Annotated in this window: 15 protein-coding genes; 2 read left to right on the top strand and 13 right to left on the bottom strand. The window is 69.1% G+C overall.

Features of this window, described 5'->3' with window-relative positions:
* Positions 1–77: 77 nt before the first annotated feature.
* From KF689_05075 to KF689_05015, 13 genes are all read right to left on the bottom strand, one after another.
* Positions 78–1358 carry a PD40 domain-containing protein gene (locus KF689_05075; protein ID MBX3132742.1) on the bottom strand — a complete coding sequence of 427 codons (1281 nt, stop codon included), beginning with the start codon at positions 1356–1358 and terminating at the stop codon, positions 78–80.
* The gene (locus KF689_05070) at positions 1358–2062 is read right to left on the bottom strand and encodes a TonB C-terminal domain-containing protein (GenBank protein MBX3132741.1); all 705 of its coding nucleotides are present in this window, start codon (positions 2060–2062) and stop codon (positions 1358–1360) included. The genes KF689_05075 and KF689_05070 overlap by 1 nt, the downstream gene beginning before the upstream one ends.
* Entirely contained in the window at positions 2059–2475 is a 417-nt protein-coding gene (locus KF689_05065) for a biopolymer transporter ExbD (protein MBX3132740.1), read from the bottom strand. Before KF689_05065 ends, KF689_05070 begins: the two co-directional genes overlap by 4 nt.
* 1 nt (position 2476) lies before the next feature.
* The gene (locus KF689_05060; GenBank protein MBX3132739.1) at positions 2477–3190 is read right to left on the bottom strand and encodes a MotA/TolQ/ExbB proton channel family protein; all 714 of its coding nucleotides are present in this window, start codon (positions 3188–3190) and stop codon (positions 2477–2479) included.
* Positions 3190–4140: an NAD-dependent epimerase/dehydratase family protein gene (locus tag KF689_05055; protein MBX3132738.1), complete on the bottom strand. Its 951-nt coding sequence runs from the start codon at positions 4138–4140 to the stop codon at positions 3190–3192. Before KF689_05055 ends, KF689_05060 begins: the two co-directional genes overlap by 1 nt.
* A 43-nt stretch (positions 4141–4183) precedes the next feature.
* Positions 4184–5338, bottom strand: coding sequence for a LysM peptidoglycan-binding domain-containing protein (locus KF689_05050; protein ID MBX3132737.1), 1155 nt, complete (start codon positions 5336–5338; stop codon positions 4184–4186).
* Positions 5339–5807: 469 nt separating this feature from the next.
* Positions 5808–6281, bottom strand: coding sequence for a single-stranded DNA-binding protein (locus KF689_05045; GenBank protein ID MBX3132736.1), 474 nt, complete (start codon positions 6279–6281; stop codon positions 5808–5810).
* Positions 6282–6366: 85 nt separating this feature from the next.
* Positions 6367–6897: a ribosomal protein S18-alanine N-acetyltransferase gene (gene rimI, locus KF689_05040; GenBank protein MBX3132735.1), complete on the bottom strand. Its 531-nt coding sequence runs from the start codon at positions 6895–6897 to the stop codon at positions 6367–6369.
* The gene (gene tsaB, locus KF689_05035; protein MBX3132734.1) at positions 6894–7556 is read right to left on the bottom strand and encodes a tRNA (adenosine(37)-N6)-threonylcarbamoyltransferase complex dimerization subunit type 1 TsaB; all 663 of its coding nucleotides are present in this window, start codon (positions 7554–7556) and stop codon (positions 6894–6896) included. Before tsaB ends, rimI begins: the two co-directional genes overlap by 4 nt.
* The gene (gene tsaE, locus KF689_05030; GenBank protein MBX3132733.1) at positions 7553–7978 is read right to left on the bottom strand and encodes a tRNA (adenosine(37)-N6)-threonylcarbamoyltransferase complex ATPase subunit type 1 TsaE; all 426 of its coding nucleotides are present in this window, start codon (positions 7976–7978) and stop codon (positions 7553–7555) included. The genes tsaB and tsaE overlap by 4 nt, the downstream gene beginning before the upstream one ends.
* Positions 7965–10019, bottom strand: coding sequence for an excinuclease ABC subunit UvrB (gene uvrB, locus KF689_05025; protein ID MBX3132732.1), 2055 nt, complete (start codon positions 10017–10019; stop codon positions 7965–7967). Before uvrB ends, tsaE begins: the two co-directional genes overlap by 14 nt.
* A gap of 65 nt (positions 10020–10084) precedes the next feature.
* A complete protein-coding gene (locus KF689_05020; protein ID MBX3132731.1) occupies positions 10085–10528 on the bottom strand; it encodes a hypothetical protein in 444 nt (147 codons plus the stop codon).
* 274 nt (positions 10529–10802) lie between these two features.
* Entirely contained in the window at positions 10803–12989 is a 2187-nt protein-coding gene (locus tag KF689_05015; protein MBX3132730.1) for a bifunctional (p)ppGpp synthetase/guanosine-3',5'-bis(diphosphate) 3'-pyrophosphohydrolase, read from the bottom strand.
* A 219-nt stretch (positions 12990–13208) separates the two neighbouring features.
* Here KF689_05015 and KF689_05010 point away from each other — a divergent pair, with 219 nt between their 5' ends.
* Both KF689_05010 and KF689_05005 read left to right on the top strand, forming a co-directional pair.
* Positions 13209–14816, top strand: coding sequence for a HAMP domain-containing histidine kinase (locus tag KF689_05010; protein ID MBX3132729.1), 1608 nt, complete (start codon positions 13209–13211; stop codon positions 14814–14816).
* Positions 14813–15493 (top strand): response regulator transcription factor, encoded by a 681-nt coding sequence (locus tag KF689_05005; GenBank protein MBX3132728.1) that lies wholly within the window; start codon positions 14813–14815, stop codon positions 15491–15493. The genes KF689_05010 and KF689_05005 overlap by 4 nt, the downstream gene beginning before the upstream one ends.
* Positions 15494–15498: the final 5 nt, after the last annotated feature.

The following is a 15498-nucleotide window of genomic DNA, read 5'->3' as shown; positions in this document are numbered from 1 at the left end:
TGAAGGAAGTCAGAACTGCGAAACGGACTGCATCGAAGTCGTGATGGGTCACACTACGGCACAGACGATTGAGCCCCTTATTGCGTCCCATCCAGGCGGGGCGACCAAGCCCCCATCCGGGCGGGGCTGCCCTGCGTCAGTTGACGCATCCGGCCGGACTCGGTATCGAGGACCCACAGCTGCCGTGAGCCCCCACGGGTGGAGGTGAACACGAGATGCCGGCCGTCCGGCGCCCACGACGGCTGCTCGTTCGCCCCCTCGATCGTATGCTGCTTTACACTGCGGTCCCGCAAATTGATCGTCGCCACCTGGAAGCGCCCCTCGATCTGCGTCTGGAACGCCACGCTGCGGCCGTCGGGCGACCACGCCGGATCCGCCCGATACGACTGATCGCCGAACCCCGTGGTCGTAAGCCACTGCGGATTCGTCCCGTCGGCGTCCGTAATATATATCTCCGGACGCCCCAGTCGCCCAGTCGCGAACGCGATACGTCGGCCATCCGGCGAGAAGCTCGGCGAGAGGTTCTCCGAGCCGCGCCCGACCGTCACGCGCACCGGGCCTTCTCCGCCCGCGAGTTCCACGCGCCACAGGTCCGTCGCATCGCTGCCGTGCGAGAAGACCACGCTCTTGCCGTCCGGCGAAAAGGCGGGTGTGATGTTGACACCGACTGCGAACGAGACACGTCGCGGCGTCCCGCCGCTGAGCTCCCGCACGTAGACGTGCGACCCGTCCTCTTCGTACGTCTGGTACGCGACGGTGCGGCCGTTCGGGTGCCACGCCGGGCTCAACGCGCTGCTCACGCCCGCGACGGGATGTGCGTTGGCGCCGTCCGAGTCCACGATCCACAGCCCCTCGGCGCGATTGAACAGGATCCGCGTGGCCGCGACGCCGCGCACCCCGGTCACCCACTCCTCGATCTGGTCACTGAGGGCGTGCACCGCCATCCGCCACGCCGGCGACAGCGGGTCGGCGGCGAAGCGCGCCTCGCTGCGATGCAGGATGCGCGAGGCGCCCACTTCGTGCAGTTCTACGTTCCAGGCCCCGCCCATCGTCTGCTGCAGGCGCAGGACGGCCGCCGCGCCGAGCCGCGCGAACAGCGGATAGTTCAGCGCGCCCGTCACCGGCGCCCCCGAATCCGGCGCGATCACCGAGATGCGATCGCCGTAGTCAAGATCCCGCGCGAGGATGCTCCGGACCGAGTCCCCGAAGGCGCCCTGCAGCGGCAGGATGTACAGCCCCGGACGCGTCCCCGCGTTGTAAGTCAGGCCAATGCGCACACCCTGCTCCTGCGCCTCGGCGTGGGGGACGATGCAGCAGAGCAACGCCGCGGCGGAGGCGAACAGTCGGAACAGGCGCATCATCGCAGGCGGTCGGGATCGAAGGAGAAGGTCACCGGCAGGATGTCATCAGTGAAGTCGGCGGGCAGCGGGCCAAAGCGACGCGAGCCGGCTTCCACCGCGCCCTGCGCCTCGACGTCGAACGCGAAGTTTCCGCTGCTCGTGATGAAACGGAATCCGGTGACGCTGCCGTCGCGCCGGATGAAGAAGAACACCTCGGCCTTGAGCGCCCCGGGATTCCGCGGATTGAAGTTCAAGGCCACCTGGCGCACGATGTTCTGGAGGTACCCCGGAAACGGGAATTCGATTCCTTCCGTGCGCACGGTCGCCACATCGGTTCCGGTGCCGCCGGTCTCGCCGCCGCCGGCGGTGGGAGCCCTGGACGCATCCACGCGCTCGGTGGCTTTCGTCGAGATGTTCGGTGTCGCGCGCGTGGGCGCGCGACGCGTCGGCGGGTTGATCGGCGCGGTCTTCACCGGATCCGGCGCTTCGGCCTTGGGCGGAGCCTTGGCCGTGGGCTCGGCGGTGGGCGGCGTCTCGCGCACCACGCCTTCCTGCCGCGGCCCCGGCGGCGCCGCCACCAAGTCCACCTTGTACATCGGCGGCAACGGCGCGCTCGGCGCGGCCTTCCACACGACGAACGGCAGCACCACCGCGACGTGCAGGACCACGCTGATGAACAGCGCCGACCCCATCCCGTCCGAGGGGCGCCTGGCCACGCTCACCGACGCACGTCCTCCGGCTCGGCGACGAGGCCGATGTTCCCCACCCCGGCCCCGCGCATAATCGCCAGCACCTCCACCACGCGGCCGTAGGGCACGCCCTGGTCGGCGCGCAGGTACACGCCGCGCTGGCCCGCCTGGTCGGCAAGGGTGCGGAACGTGCCGCGGAACTCGCTCAGCGAGAGCTGCACGTCGTCGGCGAAGATGCGGCCGTCGCGCGTCACGCTCACCACCAGCGCCGCCTGCGCATTGAGCGGACGCGCCGCCGCGCGCGGCAACTCCACATCCACCCCGCCCTGCATCATCGGCGCGGTGATCATGAAGATGATCATCAGGAGCATCATCACGTCGATCAGGCTCACGACGTTGATCTCCGCCTGCAGCGGCGTGCGCTCCCCACGGCCCCGGCGGCGCATCCTAGAGGCGGCCCTCGCGCGCCATCAGGGCGATCACTTCGGTGCCGAAGCCGTCCAGCTCGCCGTCAAAGCGATTCAACCGCGCCGCGAAGATGTTGTAGCCGAAGTACGCGGGAATCGCGACCGCCAGCGCGGTCGCCGTCGCGATCAGCGCCTCGGCCACGCCCGGCGCGATCGCCGCCAGATTGCCGGAGCCGCCGCGCGCCACGCCGAGGAAGGCTTCGATGATGCCCAGCACCGTGCCGAGCAGGCCCAGCAGCGGGCTGACCGAGCCGATCATCGCCAGCGTCGGGATCCAGGTCCCGAGACGCTCGCGCTCCGAATTCGTCTCGGCGTCGAGCACGAGGCGCAGCGCCTGCACCTGCGACGCCGAGAGCTGCGCCGGCTGGCCGTCCTCGCCGCGCACCAGGCCCGTCTCCTGCAGGAACTGCAGCGCCCGCTGCAGCACGCGCGTGTACGCGCTGGGCTTGGAGCGCTTGGCCAGCGAGGCCACGGCCTCGAGTTTCCCCGACTTGTGGAACTCGGCCATAAACGCACGGCCCGAGCCCTCGGCCTTCTTGAAGGCCAGCCACTTGGCCAGCATCACGGCCCAGGACAGCAGCGAGAGCACGACGAGCACGACGAGCACGACCTTGGTCTCGTCGCTGGCATTGAGCACCAGCTCGAAACGCGTCGACGGGATCGCGGAACGGATCTGCAGCAGGGAAAGGATCATCACTGGGTGGCGAACCAGGCAAAGGTGCGGGCAAGTCCGTCCTCGAGGCCGATCTCGGGTGCCCACCCGAGGACGGAGGCTGCCTTGGCGATACTCACGACGGAACGACGTTGTTCCCCCGCGCGGGGCGGGGCGTGCTGCAAGGGGACTTCACGCCGGGCGGCGCGCATCAGCGCCTGCGCCAGCTCCAGCACCGAGGTCTCGCGGCCGGTGCCGAGGTTGATGCCGCGCTCGTCCACGCGCCCGCTGGGCAACGCCGCCCGCCGCGCCGCGAGCACGTGCGCACGCGCCACGTCGCCCACGAACACGTAGTCGCGCGTCTGTCCGCCATCACCAAACACGGTCAGCGGTTGCCCCGCCAGCAGGCGCTGGCAGAAGATCGCGACGACGCCGGCCTCGCCGTGCGGGTCCTGCCGCGGGCCGAACACGTTCGCGAAGCGTAGCGCCACATAGTCGAGCCCGTGCACGCGGGCGTAATACGCGAGGTACAGCTCCACCGCGAACTTCGCGATGCCGTACGGGCTCTCGGGATTCTTCTCGAAGGTCTCGAGGTTCGGCGGCTGGACGAAGTCGCCGTAGACGGCCCCGCCGGTGGATGCGAAGAGCACGCGCGTCGGCAACCCACTCGCGCGCACGGCCTCCAGCAGGTTGAGCGAGCCGCGCACGTTGACGTCGGCGTCGAAACCCGGGTCGGCCACGGAACGGCGCACGTCCATTTGTGCGGCCAGATGGCAGAGCAGGTCGAAGCGGCCGCTGCGCACCAACGTCGAGGCCTCGGCCGAGCGAATGTCGGCCTGCACGAACTCCGCGCCGGCGGGCACCTGCGTGCGCTTGCCGCTGGAGAGGTCGTCGAGCACGGTCACCTGCCAGCCGTCGGCGAGCAGGGCGTCGGCGACGTGGGAGCCGATGAAGCCGGCTCCCCCCGTCACAAGGGCGCGTTTGGTGGTCATCCCCCAAAGTTAGCCGCAGGGGGACGTCGTTCCCACCACCACGTCAGGGCATCTTCGCCGTGACGCGCGCCGCCATTCCGGTCTTGATGCCGCCGTCGGTCTGCGAGACAATGATTGCGCTGACACCCCAAGGCGTCACGCGCGTCACCTGCGCGACGGCCACATCCCGCGCCGGCAGTACCGCCCCGGCCGCAGACGTGTTGGCCGGCACCTGCAGTGTCAACTGGTCACCCGGCACGATGCCGTCGCGCGCCGTCGCCGCAAAGATGATTTGGTGGCCCACCGGCGGCAGCACCGGGTCGCCGTACAGATAGGAAATCTTCGTCGCGAGACCGAACTCGACCCGTGCGGGTCGCACGTCCGGCTCCATTTCAAGCGTGTCCAACGGCATCACCAGATGCCCGGCAAACACATCTTCGAACTTGGCGACCAAGATTGCGCGCGCGCGTCCGTCAGCCGCCGACTGGAGCACCCGCACGACGCCGGTCGGTACGACCACCCGGCCCTGACCTTCCACTACCGGACCGCAACGGACGAGCAGGTACCGATCATCCACGGCACCCGCCGCCCCCTGCGGCACCGTCACCCACACCTCCTCCATATACTGGATTGGCCGCTGCGTCTTGGTGATCCCGATGCCATCGGTGGAACTGCCTTCACCCAGTGTGCCGGCACCGACCACGCCGTTCGGGTCCCACATAAACGGCGCCTGCAGGAAGTCGCCAGGGCGCACCGCAGGCGCGGAGCTGCGGATGCGCAGCGCCTCCCGCTCACCGCGCACCACGCGGTAGCGAGCCGGATTGAAGATCGTCATCGCGGGCGGCGCCATCGGCACCTGCGGCAGCAACGGTTCCATATCGGTCGTATCGCCCGGCACCTCGCCCACGCCGCCAGCGGCCGTGTCGGACGGCATACCGCCCGTGGTGTCGGCTGGCGTGCCGGCCGTCGCCACCACCTCACCCGAAATCACGATGACCTGGTCCGGATAGATCAGGTTTGGATCCTGGATGGTGGACTGGTTGCGCCGGTAGATCTCGGGCCAGCGGAAGGGGTCGCCGAGATACTGCTGCGCGAGGTCCCACAGCGTGTCGCCCTTGCGCACGGTATGCGTGCGGGACTCACCCTGCGCCACCGCCAAGGCGGGCGCGAGCGTGAGCACGAGAAGGGCGGCCGGAAGCAGACGTCGAATCGGAAGCATAGACCGAACCGTGTTGAAGACACGACAGGTGCGGAGGACCGAAGTCAACCGCGGCACGGCAACCCGGCGGCCCTGGGGGGCGCCGGGGTTATCTCAGGGGAGGACGAACTGTTGGGGAAAGTGCAACAGGGGGGGCTGGGTTGGGAGGGGGGGCGGGCTGGGAGGCGGGAGGGGGGAGGCGGGTGAGGACGGGGAGATGGGAGAGGGGAGACGGCTGGGAAAGGGGAGATGGGGGGAGAGAGGGGAGACGGCTGGGAGATGGGAGATGGTTGGGGGAGAGGGCAGACGGCTGGGAGATGGGAGATGGTTGGGAGAGGGGAGACGGGAGAGGGGAGGGGTGGTTGGGAGAGGGGAGACGGGAGAGGGGGCGGCGGCCAGCAGGTGGGAAGGCTTTCGCCGCCCGTCTCCCCTGCTCCGACCGCCGCCCCCCTCCCTTCTCTCCTCTCTCAAGCCCTACTGCACCGAAAACTCAGAACGGAAGATCGTCGTCCCCATCCATCGCCTCGGGGAAGTCCGAGAAGCCGCTGTCGGCGGCCTTGCCGCTGGCTGCCTTGGCCGGCCGCGAGGACTCGAAGCCGCCGTCGCCGCCCTTGCCGCCGCCGAGGAGCAGGATCTCGCGCACGTTGATCTCCGTCACGTAGCGCGTCTGCTTGTCCTTGTCCTCGTACTGGCGGTACTGGATCTCGCCCTCGACGTAGAGCTTGTCGCCCTTCTTCACGTAGCGCTCGATCACGTCGGCGAGGCCGGTGTTGCGGCCCTTGGCGTTCCAGGCCACGCACTTGTGCCACTCCGTCTTCTCCTGCTTCTCGCCGGACGCGGACGTCCACTGGCGGCCGGTGGCGAGGGAGAACTGCGCGACCTTGCTGCCGTTGGGGGTGGTGCGGATCTCCGGATCGGCGCCAAGGTTGCCGATCAGGGTCACCTTGTTCAGACTGCGGCTCACGGGGCCTCCTGGTATGGGTCAGTCGGGAGCGGCAATCTGGGGGCCACGTCCGACACTGCAGGCATCAAAGCGCTTCGCGCGAAATCTAAACACCGCGTTCCCCTGATGGAGACGGGCGGCCGAGGCCAATCGGCAGCGCGCGCGGACGGCGGGCCATCACGATCGCGTCCTCGGTCGGATTGGAGTAGTAGCCCCGGCGGCGATCGAGCGCCTCGAAGCCGAAGTGCAGGTACAGCGCGACCGCCGGTGCATTGCTGGCGCGCACTTCCAGAAAGATCGTCGTGCGCTGCGTGCCGCCCACCGCTTCGATAAAATGCTCGAGCAGTTGGCGGCCGATGCGTCGCGAGCGCCACACAGGGTCCACGGCCAGGTTCGTGAGCTCCGCCTCGTCGTCGATTCGCTGGCCGACCCAGTAACCCGCCACGGACGCAGCGACCCCGGGAGCATTCTCGGCGCCCGTGTCGGCGACGCCGCAAGACATCACCTCGCCGGCACAGATCGCCACGAACGTCGAGGCCGGCCACGGATCCGAGAAGCAGGCCAACTCGATCTCGTGCATTCGCGCGGCGTCGCCTGGACGCGGCGCGCGGATGCGCAGCGGTGACGGATCGTTCATCCCAGCGACCGCCCGTGCGCGGCCTCCCACTTCACCTGTGCCTCGGCGAGGCGCCCGTACATCGGCTCCCAGCTGGCCAAGGGGACGGCTCCTCCAGCGAGCGCCAAGGCGAGGCAACGCACGACGCCTCGTACGTGCGGCACGGCGACGTGCGCCTCGTCCGGACCGATCGGCAGCGCTTCGAGCTCGGCCGCGCGGACCGCGACCTCGGCTGCAGGAACCAATCCCAGTTGCTCCACGCGCAGGATCGCGCCCTCCGCGCCGACCACCACCAACGCGGCATAGCGTTCGCCGCGCAGCGCGTCGAGCGTGGCCAACCAGCGCGTGCCCTCCCGCGCCGTGGCGGCATCGCCCGCAACGATCAGCGACAGCGACGGCACGGCATAGATCGGAATGCCGCGCGCCTGCGCGATTCCCTTCGCCGTGGCTCCGACCACACGCAGCGCGGTGAAGCTGCCCGGCCCCGCCCCGACGATGAGGCGCTCGAGCTGAGCCAGCGTGCAGCGCGCCTCGGCCAGCGCGTCGAGCACCGCCGGGAAAAAGCGTTCCTCGGTCTCGTTGCGCATCACCACATCGCGCGAGGCGAGCAGTTCCGCATCGCGGAGCACGGCGATGCTGCCCGGGCCCGCCGCCGCGTCCATTGCGAGCGTCAGCGTCACGCGTGCTCCTCCCACGTGAGGCGCCGCAGGTCCGCTCGACCCGGCACGTGAGCAAGCTCAAGCGCCACTTGTGCCTGCGGAACCGCGTCGCCCCCGCGCTCAGACCACTCCACGAGGATGATTCCCCCGGCGCGGAGCAAGTCGTCCCAGCCAAGCTGCGCCATCTGCGCAGCATCACGCAGGCGGTAGAGGTCGAGGTGGTGCACCGGCCCCTGCGGCGTTGCGTAGTGGTGCACTAACGCGTAGGTCGGGCTGGTAACGTCGTCCGTGACGCCGAGTCCCTCAGCGATGGCCTGCACCAGCGTCGTCTTGCCGCTACCGAGATTGCCGCGGAGCGTCACCAGCGTCGGCGCTCGCAGGCGAGCCCCGAGCGCGCGGCCCCAGTCGCGCAGCGCATCGCGCGTGAACTCAGCGCTTGGCACGCGCGCCCTTGGCGGCACCCTCGCCCATCGCGACCTTCAGGTCGAACAGCTCATCGCGCAGTCGCGCCGCCGTCTCGAAATCCAGGTTCTTGGCGGCGCTGCGCATCTCGTCCTCGAGGCGCGCCACGAGCCCCGGCAGGTCGTCGGTGCCGTAGGCGCGTTGCGCCTCGGCCACCTTCTTCTGCTTCTTGCCGCGCGAACGGTCCGCGTCGCGCTGCTCGCTGCCCTCGCGCGCGTCAGCCACGCGCGTCGAGAAGCGTACTTGATCCAGAGACTTGTGCACGCCCGCCGGCGTGATGCCGTGCTCGCGGTTAAAGGCCTCCTGCGCGGCCCGGCGACGCGCCGTCTCGTCGAGGCAGCGCTGCATCGAGCCGGTGATGCGGTCGGCGTAGAAGATCGCCTTGCCCTCGACGTGCCGCGCCGCGCGGCCCACCGTCTGGATCAGCGAACGGTCCGAGCGCAGGAAGCCTTCCTGGTCCGCATCGAGGATCGCCACCAGCGACACTTCCGGCAGGTCCAGGCCTTCGCGCAGCAGGTTGATGCCGATGAGCACGTCGAACTCGCCGAGGCGCAGGCCGCGCACGATCTCCATTCGCTCGATCGTATCGATGTCCGCGTGCATATACCGCACGCGCACGCCGACCTGCGACAGGTAGTCCGCGAGGTCCTCGGCCATCCGCTTCGTCAGGGTCGTGACGAGCACGCGCTCGCCCTTGCGCTCACGGAGACGGATCTCGTGCAGGAGGTCGTCCACCTGCCCCTTCACCGGCCGGATCTCGATCGTCGGGTCAACGAGGCCGGTGGGCCGGATCACCTGCTCCACCACGACGCCGTCGCTGAGCTTGAGTTCGAGGTCGCCGGGCGTGGCGCTCACGTTGATCGCCCGCGGCGTCAGCCCGAGGAACTCGTCGAACATCAGCGGCCGGTTGTCCAGCGCGCTGGGCAGGCGGAAGCCGTACTCAACCAAGGTCGTCTTGCGCGCACGGTCGCCGTTGAACATCGCGCCGATCTGCGAGAGCGTCACGTGCGACTCGTCCACCAGCACGAGGAAGTCGTCCGGGAAGTAGTCGAAGAGCACCGCCGGCCGCGCGCCCGGCGGGCGCCCGGCGATGATGCGCGAGTAATTCTCGATGCCCGGGCAGGTGCCGATCTCCAGCAGCATCTCGATGTCGAAGTTCGTGCGGCTCTCCAGCCGCTGCGCCTCGAGCAGCTTGCCCGCCTCCTTCAGCACCGCGAGGCGCTCCGCCAGCTCGGCGCGGATCTCCTGCACCGCGCGCTTGATCGTCGGCCGGTCGGTCACGAAGTGCTTGGCCGGGTACACGGCCGTGCGCTGCAGCGTCGCGATGGTCTGGCCGGTGAGCGGATCGATCTTGCTGATCTTCTCGATCTCGTCGCCGAACATCTCGATGCGCACCGCCTGCTCCTCGTAGGCCGGCAGAATCTCGACCGTGTCGCCACGCACGCGGAAGGTGCCGCGGTCGAAGGCCACGTCGTTGCGCCCGTACTGGATCGCCACCAGCGCCTTGAGGATGTCGTCGCGGGCGATGGACTGTCCGACGTGCAACTGCACCATATTCGTGCGGTACGTCTCCGGGTCGCCGAGGCCGTAGATCGCCGACACCGTCGCGACGATGACGACGTCCTCGCGCTCCATCAGGCTGGACGTGGCGCGTAGCCGCAGCCGGTCGATGTCTTCGTTGATCGAGGAATCCTTCTCGATGTACGTATCCGAGGACGGGACGTAGGCCTCGGGCTGGAAGTAGTCGTAGTACGAGACGAAGTACTCGACCGCGTTGTTCGGGAAGAAGCCCTTGAGCTCGCCATAGAGCTGCGCCGCCAGCGTCTTGTTGTGCGAGAGCACCAGGGCGGGGCGCCCCCACTGCGCGATGACGTTCGCCATCGTCATCGTCTTGCCCGAGCCGGTCACGCCGAGCAGCGTCTGGAAGCGGTCCCCACGGCGCAGCCCGGCCACCAGCTCCGCGATGGCGCGGGGCTGGTCGCCAGCAGGCGAGAAGGGGGCTTTGAGGTCGAAGACGGCCATGCGGATAGTGGACGGAAGACGGATGACGGATGCTGGTCGCGTCCGTCATTCGTCATCCGTCCTCATTACATCCCCGGGAACAGCGCGCGCTGCCAGGGAATGCCGGCCAGGATGATGAGCATCGTGACCGTCATCGCGATCGCGCCGAACTTGTGGCGCGCGGCATCGGTCTTCTGGTTCTTGGCGGCGATGGCCCCGATCGTGACGACGATGGCCGCGATCACCATCAGGGTGGGGTGTTCCACGACCACCTTGCGCAGGGCAGCGTCCTTCATCGTCATCTCCATATCGCGCATCGCGGCCTTCACGAGCGGGCTCTGCATCAGGAGCAGCAGGCCGAGCAGGAGTTGGAGGTGCACGCTGCCCATAAACATCGCGGTGGCGCGCCGGGCGCGGTCGTAGGACAGCGTGCCGCCGAGGCCGGCGACGGCGCGCGCAACGGCCAGCACGCCGAGGACGAGCACCACCCAGCGAAGGAGGTTGTGGCTGTGGAGGAGGGCGCTGTGCATTGGGGGCTCGGGACTGAAGACGGAGGACGGAGGACGGAAGCGTGCTGCGTGCGCATATCTGCGTTCGGGCCAGCCGGAAAGTTAACCGAGCGGCGGGCTCCGGCGTGCGCGCGTAGCGGCCGTGCGCGAAGCGGTCAGGCCGCGTAGCGCGTACGCCGGAACCCGCCGGCACACCGGAGCGTCAGTCCGTTCCGCCGGAGCGCACCGGAGCGTCAGTCCGTTCCGCCGGAGCGCACCGGAGCGTCAGTCCGTTCCGCCGGAGCGCACCAAAGCGTCAGTCCTCGTCCGCCGACAGGCGCTCCCGCCGCGCCACCTCGCTCACGCCCTTCACCCGCCGCGCCGCCTTGATGATGCGCTCGAGATGGGCGAGGTTCTCGACCTCCACGATGGCGCTGCCGCTGACGCGGCCGTCGGTGGTCCGCAGTTCCAGCGAGCGGATGTCCGTGCCCGTGCCGCTGACGGCCGCCGCGAGGTCGGCGTAGAGTCCGCGGCGGTCGCTGCCTTCGATCGCCAGCCGCACGACGAAGCGCTCTCCCGCCGTCTCCTGCCAGTCGATCTCGAGCCGGCGCTCGGGCTCGTGCACGAGGAAGAGTAGGTTCGGGCAGTCGTGCCGATGGATGCTCACGCCGCGCCCGCGGGTCACGTAGCCGACCACCGAGTCGCCCGGCACCGGCTGGCAGCACTGGGCGTAGCGCACCAGCAGGCCGTCGGCGCCCTGGATGCGCAGGCCCTTGGAATGCCGCGGGCCGCGCATCCGGTCGATTAGCCGCTCGATGGGGCTGGGCTTGATCGCCGTCGACTCGGACTCGTCCAGGTCCGGATAGATCGCCTTCAGCAGTTGCGTGACCGTGATGTCGCCGGATCCGATGCTCGCGTGGATGTGGTCCGGCCCGTTGAGCTTGAGCGCCTCGGCGCCGCGCTGCAGCTCGGGTTCCGTCAGCTTGGCGTGCTTCCGGCGGCGCAGCTCGCGCTCGAGGATCTCCTGCCCCACCGTGATGAAGGTCTTCTGCTCCTCGTTGCGCAGCCACTGGCGGATCTTGTGCCGCGCGCGGCCGGTGCGCACGTGCGCCAGCCAGTCGCGGCTGGGCCGCGCGTTGGGCGAGCGGATGACCTCCACTGTCTCCGAGTTCCGCAGCTCGCGCGAGAGCGGCACGATGCGCCCGTTCACCCGCGCCCCCTGCGTGTGCAGGCCCAGCTGCGTGTGCACCGCGAAGGCGAAGTCGATTGGCGTCGCGCCCTTCGGCAGCTGGATCACGTCGCCGCCGGGCGTGAAGACGAAGATCTCGTCCTGGTACAGGTCGAGCTTGAGGAACTCGAGGAACTGGTCCGGCGTCTCGGCGTCGAGCTGCAGTTCCAGCACCTGCCGGAACCAGGCCAGGTGGCGATCCAGGTCCTTGCCGCCCTTGGCATCGCCCTTGTACACCCAGTGCGCCGCGATGCCGTACTCCGCCGTGCGGTGCATCTCGCGAGTGCGGATCTGGATCTCGAACAGCGTGCCGCGCGGGCCGAACACCGTCGTGTGCAATGACTGGTAGCCGTTGCTCTTCGGCGAGGCGATGTAGTCCTTGATACGCTCCTGCAGCGGCGTCCACGCCCCGTGGATCACGCCCAGCGCGTGGTAGCACTCGGGGATGTTTTCCACCAGCACGCGGATGGCGTAGAGGTCGTAGATCTCCCCGTACGGCTTCGCGCGCTTCTCCATCTTCTTCTGGATGGACCAGAGATGCTTGGGGCGGCCGCTGACCTCGTACACGACCACGCCCGCCTCGCGCAGCCGCCGCTCCAGCGGCTCGGCCATCTCAGCCGTCAGCGCATCGCGGTCGGCCCGCGTCTGCGCCACCATCTTCGCCAGCGCCCGGTACTCGTCGGGCTCCAGCCACTTGAAGGCCAGGTCCTCGAGTTCCGCCTTCAGCGAGTTGAGGCCGAAGCGGTGCGCCATCGGCGCGTAGAGGTCGCGCGTCTCCATCGCGATGCGCTGCCGCTTCTCCTCCGGCATCCATTCCAGCGTACGCATATTGTGCAGCCGGTCCGCCAGCTTCACGAGGATCACGCGCACGTCCTTGGCCACCGAGAGCAGCAGCTTGCGGTAGCTCTCCACCTGCCGCTCTTCGCGCGAGGCCAGCGGGAGGTGGCCGATCTTCGTGAGGCCGTCCACGATCTGCGCCACCTCGCGCCCGAACTCACGCTCCACATCCTCAACCGAGTACGCCGTGTCCTCCACCACGTCGTGGATCAGCCCGCTGGCGACGGTGATGGAATCGAGTTGCAGCTCGGCGAGGATCTTGGCCACCTCGACGCAGTGCGTGACGTAGGGGTCGCCGTTGCGCCGCGTCTGCCCCGCGTGTGCCTTCTCCGAAAAGCGGTACGCCCTGGCCAACAGGTCCGCGTCCAAGCGCGCTGACGCCGCGTCGGCAGCCAGGTCCCAGCCGGGGATGATGTCGGAGAGGACGGGGGTGGTCACAAGCGAATAATAGAGGGGCGGAGAGCGAGGGAAAGGCGCGGGGCTGGAGGAGGGAGGCGGAAGGCGTGCGGGAACACGGGGGAGGAGCGGGGACGCTTCGCCCTCGACCCCTCCACCCTTCTCGCCTCGCTCCTCCCGGCCGCGCGCTTCCCTTTCGCTCCTCATTCTTGACAGTTCCCTGACTCTACCCGGCGCCTGCCGCGCTAGTTTCCCTCACGTATGCGCCGCAACTCGCGCCCCCTGCTTGTCATCCTCGCCATCAGCCTCGGGCTGACCGGGTTCCTCGCCTACCGGGCCTGGGACGCCGCACACCGCCGGCGCTGGGACGCCGTCCAGACGCTGCGCGAGTATGCCGGCTTCGCGGCCTGGGAGATTGCGATTTCCGTCAAGGAGCAGTTGTACGCGCAGTTCGTCTGGATGTTCTCCCCGGTCAACCCCGCGGCGCCGCTGCCGGCGGGCGCCCGGCTGCCGGGGGCCGAGGTCTTGGTCAGCACGCTCAAGCCCAGTTACCGCTGCGACCCGGACAGCGACGCGTCGGTCTTCCGCGTGGACCTTCGCTCGGGTCGGCTCGAGACCGCCGGTCCCCCGTTCACGCCGGCCTTTGCCGCGTGGATCAAGGACACGGTGATGGCCTACGCTCCGACCGGCCACGGTCGGGATTTCACCTACTCCGCGCTCAGCGGAAGCGTCAGCGGGGAGCGGCGCAGCATCATCCTGACCGTCAAGTGGGACGAGGCTGGCAACCAGCTCGCGGCCTACGGCGCGGAATTCTGCCTCGCGCGCATCGCTCGGCCGATCTACGAGAAGATCATCTCGGTGGGCCACGTGCTGCCGCCCAACATCACGCGGGGCCTGCCGAACGACTCGATCTTCAGCGTCGTCGTCCGCGACGCGGCCGGCGGCCTGGTGGCGGAGTCACGCCGCCACTACGCGAGCGACTACGTGGCCGGCCACCTCCTCGATGCCTTCGGCGGCGTCGACACGCGGGTGACGCTGCGCCCGGACATCGCCGAAGTGGTGTACCCCGAAGGGCTCCCGCGCTCCAACCTCCCGCTGGTCGTCGCCTCCCTCACGCTGGCGCTGGCCCTCGTGCTGGGCGGTGCGATGCTCCTACGTCGCGAAGACGAACTGCAACGGCTACGCACGGACTTCATCGCCTCCGTCTCCCACGAACTCCGCACGCCGCTGGCCCAGTTGCGGATGTTCGCCGAGACGCTGTTGCTCGGCCGCGTCCGCAACGACGCCGAACGGACACGCTCGCTCGAGATCATCGACCAAGAGGCGCGTCGGCTCTCGCATCTGGTGGAGAACATCCTGCAGTTCTCGCGCGCCGAGCGGCAGGCCGTCGTGCTCTCGCGCGCGGAGCAGCCGCTGGCGCCGCTCCTGCGCGAGACGGTGGAGGTCTTCCAGCCCGTGGCGCGCGCCCGTCAGGTGAGCGTCACGTCGGCCCTCGCCGAGGACGCCATCGCCAAGGTAGACCCCGCAGCGCTGCGACAGATCGTGCTGAATCTCCTCGACAATGCGGTGAAGTACGGCCCTGCCGGCCAAGCCGTCCACGTCGCCCTGAAGTGCGTAGGCGACGCGGTGCGCGTCAGCGTCGAAGATGAGGGCCCGGGCATCCCGGCCTCGGATCGCGTGCGCATCTGGAAGGCCTTCCAGCGCCTCGAGCGCGACGTCAACTCCGCCGTCGCCGGCTCCGGCATCGGCCTCGCAGTGGTCTGCGAGCTCGTGCTTGCGCACGAGGGCCGCGCCTGGATCGAGACACCGGAGTCCGGACGCGGCGCGCGCTTCGTCGTCGAACTGCCTCGTCGCGGAGCGGCCGCGTGAGAGGTCGGGTGTTGATCGTCGAAGACAATCCGGACCTCGCCTTCGGCCTGCGCAATAACCTCGAGATCGAAGGCTACGACGTGCGCGTCGCCGAGGACGGGCCGAGCGGCGTCCAACACATCCTCCAGTGGAAACCCGATCTGGTCATCCTCGACCTGATGCTCCCCGGGATGGACGGCTACCGCGTGCTGCGTACCGTCCGCGACGCCGGCTTCCGTGCCCCGGTACTGATGCTCACGGCCCGTGGCCAGGAATCCGACAAAGTGCTCGGCCTGCGCTCCGGCGCCGATGACTACGTCACCAAGCCCTTCGGCGTGCTCGAGCTGATGGCCCGCGTCGAGGCCCTGCTGCGGCGTGCGCAACTCGGCCAGCTTCCCGGCATCGACGGCTTCGGTGACGTGAAGGTCGACCGCGCCGCCCGCGCCGTCACACGCGCCGGCAGGGCGGTGGCGCTGGCGCCGATGGAGTACGAGCTGCTCATCGCGCTACTCGACCGCGCGGGCACGGTGGTCTCGCGCAATGACCTGATGCGCCAAGTCTGGGGCTACGATGCCAGCATCGTCTCGCGCACGGTGGACACACACGTGATGGAACTGCGCCGCAAGCTGGAAGCGCATCCCGGCGAGCCACGACACATCATCACGGTGCGGAAAGCCGGATACCGCCTCGCGCTGTAGCGCTG

It is taken from the genome of Gemmatimonadaceae bacterium (assembly GCA_019637355.1).
GTDB lineage: Bacteria > Gemmatimonadota > Gemmatimonadetes > Gemmatimonadales > Gemmatimonadaceae > Pseudogemmatithrix.
Note: the sequence above shows the minus strand (reverse complement) of the source record. Positions and strands in the feature narration are given on the sequence as shown.